Source organism: Corallococcus sp. AB018, assembly GCF_003986945.1.
GTDB lineage: Bacteria > Myxococcota > Myxococcia > Myxococcales > Myxococcaceae > Corallococcus > Corallococcus exiguus.
Genome location: NZ_RAWR01000332.1, coordinates 1 through 7,433, shown reverse-complemented (window position 1 = coordinate 7,433; position 7,433 = coordinate 1). Strand labels below are relative to the sequence as shown.

Annotated in this window: 11 protein-coding genes; all 11 read right to left on the bottom strand. The window is 67.8% G+C overall.

Going from position 1 to position 7,433, the window contains the following annotated elements; genetic code table 11:
- Positions 1–218: hypothetical protein (locus D7Y11_RS40355; protein ID WP_120580926.1), on the bottom strand; the 218-nt coding region annotated here is incomplete at its 3' end.
- 140 nt (positions 219–358) lie between these two features.
- On the bottom strand, positions 359–955 hold the full coding sequence (locus tag D7Y11_RS40350) for a hypothetical protein (RefSeq protein WP_126936331.1): 597 nt from the start codon (positions 953–955) through the stop codon (positions 359–361).
- 94 nt (positions 956–1,049) lie between these two features.
- Positions 1,050–1,526: a SycD/LcrH family type III secretion system chaperone gene (locus D7Y11_RS40345; RefSeq protein WP_120580928.1), complete on the bottom strand. Its 477-nt coding sequence runs from the start codon at positions 1,524–1,526 to the stop codon at positions 1,050–1,052.
- A gap of 3 nt (positions 1,527–1,529) precedes the next feature.
- Positions 1,530–2,012: a hypothetical protein gene (locus tag D7Y11_RS40340; RefSeq protein WP_120580929.1), complete on the bottom strand. Its 483-nt coding sequence runs from the start codon at positions 2,010–2,012 to the stop codon at positions 1,530–1,532.
- Positions 2,013–2,058: 46 nt separating this feature from the next.
- Positions 2,059–2,340 (bottom strand): EscU/YscU/HrcU family type III secretion system export apparatus switch protein, encoded by a 282-nt coding sequence (locus D7Y11_RS40335; RefSeq protein WP_120580930.1) that lies wholly within the window; start codon positions 2,338–2,340, stop codon positions 2,059–2,061.
- 10 nt (positions 2,341–2,350) lie between these two features.
- Entirely contained in the window at positions 2,351–3,433 is a 1,083-nt protein-coding gene (sctU, locus tag D7Y11_RS40330) for a type III secretion system export apparatus subunit SctU (RefSeq protein ID WP_120580931.1), read from the bottom strand.
- Positions 3,434–3,461: 28 nt separating this feature from the next.
- Positions 3,462–4,280, bottom strand: coding sequence for a flagellar biosynthetic protein FliR (locus D7Y11_RS40325; RefSeq protein ID WP_120580932.1), 819 nt, complete (start codon positions 4,278–4,280; stop codon positions 3,462–3,464).
- Positions 4,277–4,543 carry a type III secretion system export apparatus subunit SctS gene (gene sctS / locus D7Y11_RS40320; protein ID WP_120528175.1) on the bottom strand — a complete coding sequence of 89 codons (267 nt, stop codon included), beginning with the start codon at positions 4,541–4,543 and terminating at the stop codon, positions 4,277–4,279. Before sctS ends, D7Y11_RS40325 begins: the two co-directional genes overlap by 4 nt.
- A 16-nt stretch (positions 4,544–4,559) precedes the next feature.
- Complete coding sequence (gene sctR / locus D7Y11_RS40315) at positions 4,560–5,384, bottom strand: type III secretion system export apparatus subunit SctR (RefSeq protein ID WP_120580933.1); 825 nt, start codon at positions 5,382–5,384, stop codon at positions 4,560–4,562.
- Between the two features lie 10 nt (positions 5,385–5,394).
- Positions 5,395–6,066: a flagellar biosynthetic protein FliO gene (locus D7Y11_RS40310; RefSeq protein ID WP_120580934.1), complete on the bottom strand. Its 672-nt coding sequence runs from the start codon at positions 6,064–6,066 to the stop codon at positions 5,395–5,397.
- A 102-nt stretch (positions 6,067–6,168) separates the two neighbouring features.
- Positions 6,169–7,433 (bottom strand): type III secretion system cytoplasmic ring protein SctQ (sctQ, locus tag D7Y11_RS40305; protein ID WP_126936330.1); only part of this gene is annotated, 1,265 nt, incomplete at its 5' end.

Sequence of the window (7,433 nt, the reverse complement as noted above, 5' to 3'; positions counted from 1 at the left end):
TACTTCAGGTTGTTCACGGCGGCCATCGCCATGTCGTCCATCTTCTTCATGAGGTTCGTGATGGTGCTCATGATCTGGGACTCGAGCTGAACCTGCTTCTGCGCCTGCAGGAAGCCCTTCTGCTCGGCCGGGGCGGCGTCGATCATCTTGTCCATCGCCGTGCCGGTGGTGTTCTTCGCGGTGTTCACTGCCGTGTTGAAGACGTCGATCGTGGCCATGAGAGTGTCTCCGGGTCCTGCGAGATAGGTTCGTGCGGCACCAGCTACAAAAGGATTATCGGTGAGGGGGGGCGGGAGTTTCCTGGGAATTTCCCGGGATCATTTTTTTCCGGCTCCCCGCCTCGGTACCACGGGCTGGATCAGCCCTTCAGCTTGCCCAGGGCCGGGTTCTTCATCCAGGCCTTGAAGGAATCCAGCTGCTGCTGCGACTCGGCGCGGGGGTCCGCCGGCTTCGCGGTGCCGGGCAGCGAGTCCTCGCGGGTCAGCGCGATCTTGGGGCGGCTGGAGTTCTCGAAACCATCCGACGTCTTGTGCCCGCCCGCGCCGCGAGCAGGAGCCGCGGGGGCCGCCGGCGCGGCGACCGGGGGCGTCACGGCGAACTTGGCGCCCAGCTCCGGGTTCATCTCCATCACGGCGCTCTGGATGGTCATGCCGTAGGTGCTGATGCGGTACTGCAGGTACTCCACCACGTGCCCGAGGATGGCCGGGGGCGGCAGGATGGGGTCCTTCATGAAGCGGTTCAGCGAATCCGTGACGTCCTTGTACATCCCCTCATCCAGCGGCGTGCCGGGGGCCGACGCGGCGACCAGCTTGCGCATGTTGCGCACCACCTGGAGGAAGGTGCCCTGGGCCGTCTTGCCCTGGACATCCAGCTCCGCCAGCAGCTTGTCGCGCTTCTCCTTCAGCTCCGGCGGCTCCGGGGGCAGCGGAAGCTGTGTCTTGGGGGGGGTGCTCATGAACCGCTCCATCGGTTGAGGTGAATGAATCCAGCCTACCAGAGATTACGGGGCTTCCAGCCAACGCGCCAGGAGACGGGTCCCACCCCGAGGATCAGCGCCGGGTAAGGGCGGTGACCATGGCGCCAGCCTTGCGTACCACCGGATCATCCGCCGGGGGCATGGCCGCCGCGCGGCGCAGGTCCTCCAGGGCCTGGGGCTTCTGTCCCATGGCCAACTTCACCTCCGCGCGGCCCACGTAGACGGACGGGTCCTGGGGGGCCAGCTTGGCGGCCACGTCGAAGGCGGCGAGCGCGCCCTGCCCGTTTCCGGCGGCCATCTCCACCACGCCGAGCGCCTTGGCGAAGTACACGTCCGTGGGGTTGATGGCGTAGAGGCCCTGGAAGAGCGTGCGCGCCTCCGCCAGCCGGCCCTGGTAGAAGAAGAAGTAGGCCGTCTTGGCGATGGCGTACAGCTCGTCGTTGGAATAGCCGCGCACCTCGCGGAGCGTGGCCTTGCCCTCCGCCCAACGCTGCAGGAGCGCGGTGAGCTTCGCCTCGTCCTGCGGATCTTCCGGGTCCAGCGCCGCCATGGGTCAGTAGCCCTCGTCCTTCTGCTCTTCCCACATGCGGCGGATGATCTCCTGCGACTCCGCGCTCACCTGATCCACCAGGCCCAGCATCGCGGACTCGCGCTGCAACAGGGCCTTGAGGCGCTCCAGGCGCTCCGGGGGCGCGTTCACCTTGGACAGGCCGCGCTCCAGCATCCGGCGCTGCCCGTCGTCCCCGCGGCCCGCGACGCTGGCCAGGTGCGGCCGGTCGCTGAAGCCCTCCAGGTCCGCGTCGTGACCGCCCGGGTGGGGCGGCAGGGGCAACCGGAGCTCTTCCGACGAGTGCGCCGGACCGATGAAGTCCAGGAGCGCCGCGGAGGGCATCGACGGGTTCTTGATGTTGCCCGCCTTGCGCAGCTTCTTCGCCCGGTCCAGCTGGGACGGGTCCACCAGCCGCTCGCGGACACTGCGGGGACCTCCCCAGGGCCAAAGCGCGGTGCTGGGGGGCTGATTGTTGATTCTGGCCATGGTGGCCCGACTTCAATACAGGTGGGGGCCCCGCGTCCAGCCCCCTTCAGCGCCCGCCTGCATGCTCCCGCTGGAGCGCGTAGACGAAGTTCAGCACTTCCGCGACCGCGTCGTAGAGCTCTTCCGGGACTTCCTGCCCCACGTCCACCCGGTACAGGGCGTGCGCCAGGGACACATTGCGCATCACCGGGATGCCGTACTGCTTGGCGATCTCCCGGATCTTCTCCGCCTTGAGGCGCATCCCCTTCGCCACCACGCGCGGGGCACCGTCCGCCTTGGTGTCGTACTTGATGGCGATGGCGATGTCCGCCTCTTCGTCGCTGGCCATGGCCTCCTCCTCAGGCGCGCGCAGGCGGCGCCGCGTTCTGCTGTTGCTTGAGCCCGTAGACGAAGTTCAGCACCTCGGCGACCGCGTCGTAGAGCTCCTCCGGGACTTCCTCGCCCACCTCCACGCGCAGGAGCGCGTGCGCCAGGGGGACGTTGCGCAGCAGGGGGACGTCCGCCTCGCGCGCCAGCGCCTTGATGCGCTCCGCCTTGGCGTCCATGCCCTTCACCAGCACCCGCGGCGCCCCGTCCTTGTTCTGGTCGTACATCAGCGCCACCGCGACGTGGTCCGGGTTGGTGACGATGACGCTCGCGTCCTTCACGGCCTCCATCTGGGCCCCCTCCATGATCTCATGGTGGAGCTCCTTGCGCTTGGCCTTGTGGTGCGGGTCGCCTTCGCTCTGCTTGTACTCCTTCTTGACCTCCTCCTTCGTCATCATCATGTCCTTCATGAACGACTTGCGCTGCCACCACACGTCGAACACGCCGAAGATGACGAAGAGCATCACGATGCGCACGCAGACCCGGTAGAGGATCTCCCCCATGATGGCCATGATGCCGTGCGTGTCCTGCCGCACCGTTTCGATGACCAGGGGCATCGAGTCCCGCACCACGCCGGTGACGACGTAGGCGGCGACGGAAATCTTGATGAGGTTCTTGAGCAGTTCCACGAAGGACTTCTTCGAGAACATGTTCTTCAACCCCGCGATGGGGTTGAGCTTGTCGAACTTCGGGATGAGCGGGTCGATGGTGAAGAGCGACCCCACCTGAAGGAAGTCCATCAGCCCGCCCAGCACCGCCGCGCCCGCAACGATGGGCACCGTCAGGAGCAGCAGCGTGCGCAGGCCCATGATGAGCAGCTGTGTCGTCGCCAGCCCCAGGTCCTGCGAGTGGGCGATGGCATCGAAGCTGAAGCGGAAGAGCGTGGAGATCTCCCTCTCCACGGTGTCCCAGGTGCCCTTGACGATGCCCAGGCCCGCGACGAGCACGGCCACGCCCGTCAGGTCCTTGCTCTTCCAGGTCTGACCCTTCTTGCGCGCGTCGTCGAGCTTCTTATGCGACGGTTCTTCTGTTTTGTCGCCACTCTCGTCCGACATGGAGGAATCCCGGGAGGCTTGAGCCGGCTCAGGCCAGCATCTGGATGGCGTGCTGGAACATGCGGAGCATGTTGACCAGCTCCTGCTGCATGCGGCCAATCACGACATGGATGGCGATGAACATGATCAACACGCCCACCAGCGGCTTGAGCGACATGGAGATGAAGAACACCTGGATCTGCGGCGCGACGCGGTTGATGGCGCCCAGGGACAGGTCGGTGACGAACGCTGCCACCATGCCGGGGCCGGCCAGCGCCAGGCTGATCTTCAACAGGTCCGCGAAGGAGCGGATCATCAGGTCGAAGAAGGGCCACACGCCGCGGCTGAAGCGCGGGAAGCCCTCCAGCGGCACGATGGCGAGGCTGTCTCCGAGCGCCCGGATGATGATGTGGTGCCCGTCCAGCGACAGGAACAGCACCACGCACAGCTGCACCTTGAGGCTGGAGAAGAGCGACACCTGCGTGCCCAGCTGCGGCACGTAGAGCTGGGCGTTGTTACTGCCCGACATGGTGTCCATCAGCGTGCCGGCCACGCGGGCCGCGTCGAACACCATGTTGACGATGTACGACAGCGCCACGCCGATGAAGACCTCCTTGAGCAACAGCCCGATGTACGGGAGCGCGCTCAGGGGAATCCGGTCCATCCGGTCCGCGACGGACGGGAAGAGCACCGCGGACACCATCAGGCCCAGGCCCAGCTTCATCTCCGAGGGAACGACCTCGCCGCCCAGGAACGGGCTGAAGATGAGGATGGGCATCACGCGGCACATGATGAGTGCCATCGTGAAGATGGTGACCGACAGGTTGACCCGAGCACCCAGCTCGGCCATCACTTCGCCGATGTTCATCTGCCGATGAGCGCCGGAAACCGGTCGAAGACGTGGAAGGTGAAGCGCAGGAGCTGACCGCCAATCCACGGGCCCGTCATGGCCAGCACGCCGAAGACGAGGACGACCTTGGGCGCGAACGAGAGCGTCTGCTCTTGAATCTGCGTGGTGGCCTGGAACAGCGAGACGAGGAAGCCCACCAGGAGGCTCATGAGCACCGGCGGCGCGGAGACCACGAGCACCAGGAACAGCGCCTCCTGGGTGATGAACGTGAGCTGATTCATGGGAGTACGGGGCTCCTTACAGGTAGCCGATGACCAGGCCCTTGGCGATGAGGTACCAGCCGTCCACGAGCACGAACAACAAGAGCTTGAAGGGCATGGAGATGGTCGTGGGCGACAGCATGTGCATGCCCAGCGCCAGCAGGATGTTGGCCACCACCATGTCGATGACGATGAAGGGCACGAACAAGAGGAAGCCAATCTGGAAGGCCTCCTTCAGCTCGGACACGACGAAGGCCGGGACGATGACCATGAAGTCTTTCGGGCCAATGTCCTTGCGGTCCTCCTCCTTCCGCATCTTCTTCGCCAGGCTGTAGAAGAGCGTGCGGTCCTTGTTGGTGACCTTCTTCATCAGGAAGTCGCGCAGGGGCTCCTTGGACTTGTCCGCGGCCCCCAGCATCGTGCCCACCGTTTCCGAGGAGAAGACGGACGTCCCCCGGGACCAGATGTCGATGCCGCCCGCCCGGTACATCTCCTGGCCCACGGGAGCCATGATGTAGACGGTGAGGATGATGGCCAGGCCGGTGATGACCTGGGTCGGGGGAATCTGCTGGGTGCCCAGCGCCGAGCGGACGATGGAGAGCACCACCGAAATCTTCACGAAGCTGGTCACCATCATCAGCGCGAACGGGACCAGGGACATGGCCGCGAGCGCGAGGATGAGGATGAGCGGACGGGAGGTGAAGGAGTCGGAGCTCACCGCCTCCTTGACCATTTCATCCGGCATCGAGTCGCCGCCCTTCTTCGCCGCGGACGCGACGAAGGGGTGCAGCGACACGAGGGCCGCGAAGAGCCAGGGCGGAGCGCGGAACAGCAGCGGGCGAGCGGGAGACGAACGGTTCACGTGACGGCCTTCAGACGCCCGGCGGCGGCGTGGTGCCACCGGTCCGGCGGGAGAGGAGCTTCTGGAGGAAAGGACTCAGGGACACCGGCGACGACGGCGGCCGCGCGGCGCGGATGCGCTCCACGGCGTCGCGGTCCAGCTTCGAAACCAGTTGCACGCCACCCTCGCCGCCACCCACCAGCAGGTACTCGTCCGCGGCCTTCAGGACGAAGAGCGTGCGCCGTTGGTCCAACGGGATGCGCTCCATCACCGACACCACCGACGCCTTGCCCACGGGTACGCCCTGCAGGCCCATCAGCCGGCGCAGGCCCACGTTGAGCGTGAGGTAGATGGCCGCGATCACCGCGCCCAGCAGCGCCACCGTGCGCACCACCACCCAGCCCAGGCTCTCCTGCGCTTCTCCGCCTTCGGCCTCGGAGACGCCCAGCTCGCGGTCCAATTCGTCCGCGTGGCGCTTCGCGCGGGCCGCGCTGTCACCCGAGGCAGCCGGGGCCGCCTCTGGAGTCAGTACGGCGGCCGCGTCCTTCGCGGGCGCCAGAGCGGCGGGGGCCTGGGGGGCCGGTGCCGCCACGGAGGCGTCAGGCGTGGAGACCGCGGGCGCCTGCGCCAGGACGGCGGGCGACGCGAAGAGCAGCGCGGCGCCGAGCAACAGGCGCGAGGAGGAGAGACCGAGGACCGCCATGGATGGGCGCGAGCCTAGTGCACCCGAGTCAGGACCGCCACGGGCCCGGGCACGACCACGCCCCCCTGCCCGCCTGCCTTGTGACGCATGGGCGCAAACGCTTCAGCTCAGGTGGATGATGCGCACCCCGAGCTGGCCCTCCAGCTCCACGAGCTCGCCCCGGGCCACCACCTTGCCGTTCACCGACAGGTCCACGGGCTCACCCGCCCCACGGCGCAGGTCGATGACCTGGCCTGTGCGCAGGCCCACCACCTGTTCGGCCGTGATGGGCACGCGCGCCAGCTCCACCGCCACCTGCAGGGGCAGGTCGCTGAGCAGATCGCTTCCGTCCTTGTCGTCCAATGCCGCCCCTTCGAGTTCCGGAGGAACGCCCAGCTCCGGGTTGGTGAAGTCCTCGTTGTCTTCCGACCCGCCCCCGGACTCCCCACCCTGCGGGTTGCCCGGCTCCCCGGGGATGATGTCCGTGATGCGCGCCCGGTAGCGGCCGTGCTCCACGGACACGTCCGCCAGGAAGTGGCCGGTGCGCCCCAGGCCCAGCCGCAGCTGCGCCGTGCCGGGCTCGCCCCGGTCCGGCCGCGCCGACAGCATGTCCAGGAGCAGCACGTCCTTGACGCGCAGGGACGCCAGGTCCTGGGCGGACAGCTCCGCCACGCCAATCTCCGCGCGCAGCCAGTCGCGCAGCGCGGACAGGCGCCGGCCGTTCGCCTTCATGTCCTGACGGCGGTGGTCGCGCCGCTGGGCGCTCTCCACCGCGGGTTCCGCCGCTTCCAGCACCGCCGACGGCACCACCAGCCGCACGATGCCGCGGTGCGAGCCCAGCACCGCGTTCAGGTGCACCGCCAGCATCGGGCCGTCCTCGCCCAGGCGAGCGGAGACTTCATCCACGCCGCGCGCCACGCCGTCCAGCCGGGGCCGGGGAACGCCCGGCTGCAGCCCGGGCACCAGCTCCTTCAGGGCCTCCAGGACGACGTAGCCCATCACGCCCTCCTCGATGTCCGTCAGGGGGCGCAGGCCCACCGTCTCACCGGCGCCGCCCAAGAGCAGGTCCACCGCCGAGTGCGCCAGCGACAGCTCGATTTCGAGGATGACCCGGCCCTTGAGCGCGCCGGGGGCCAGCACCGCCAGGAAGGACGGGTCCCCCAGGAAGCGGCGCAGCTCCGTCATGGGGCGCGCCTGGGCGGACTCCACCGACAGGCGCACGTCCACGTCGAAGAGGGCCTTGAGGCGCGCGCAGACCGTCTCCAGCGTGCCCGCGTTGGGCGTCAGCCAACGCATCCGCTCCGCCAGCTGGCCCTGCGTGCGCGACACCTTCTCCAGGTTCGTGAACGCGAACTTCCGCCAGGGTGACACCGGAGCCGGGGCCGGCG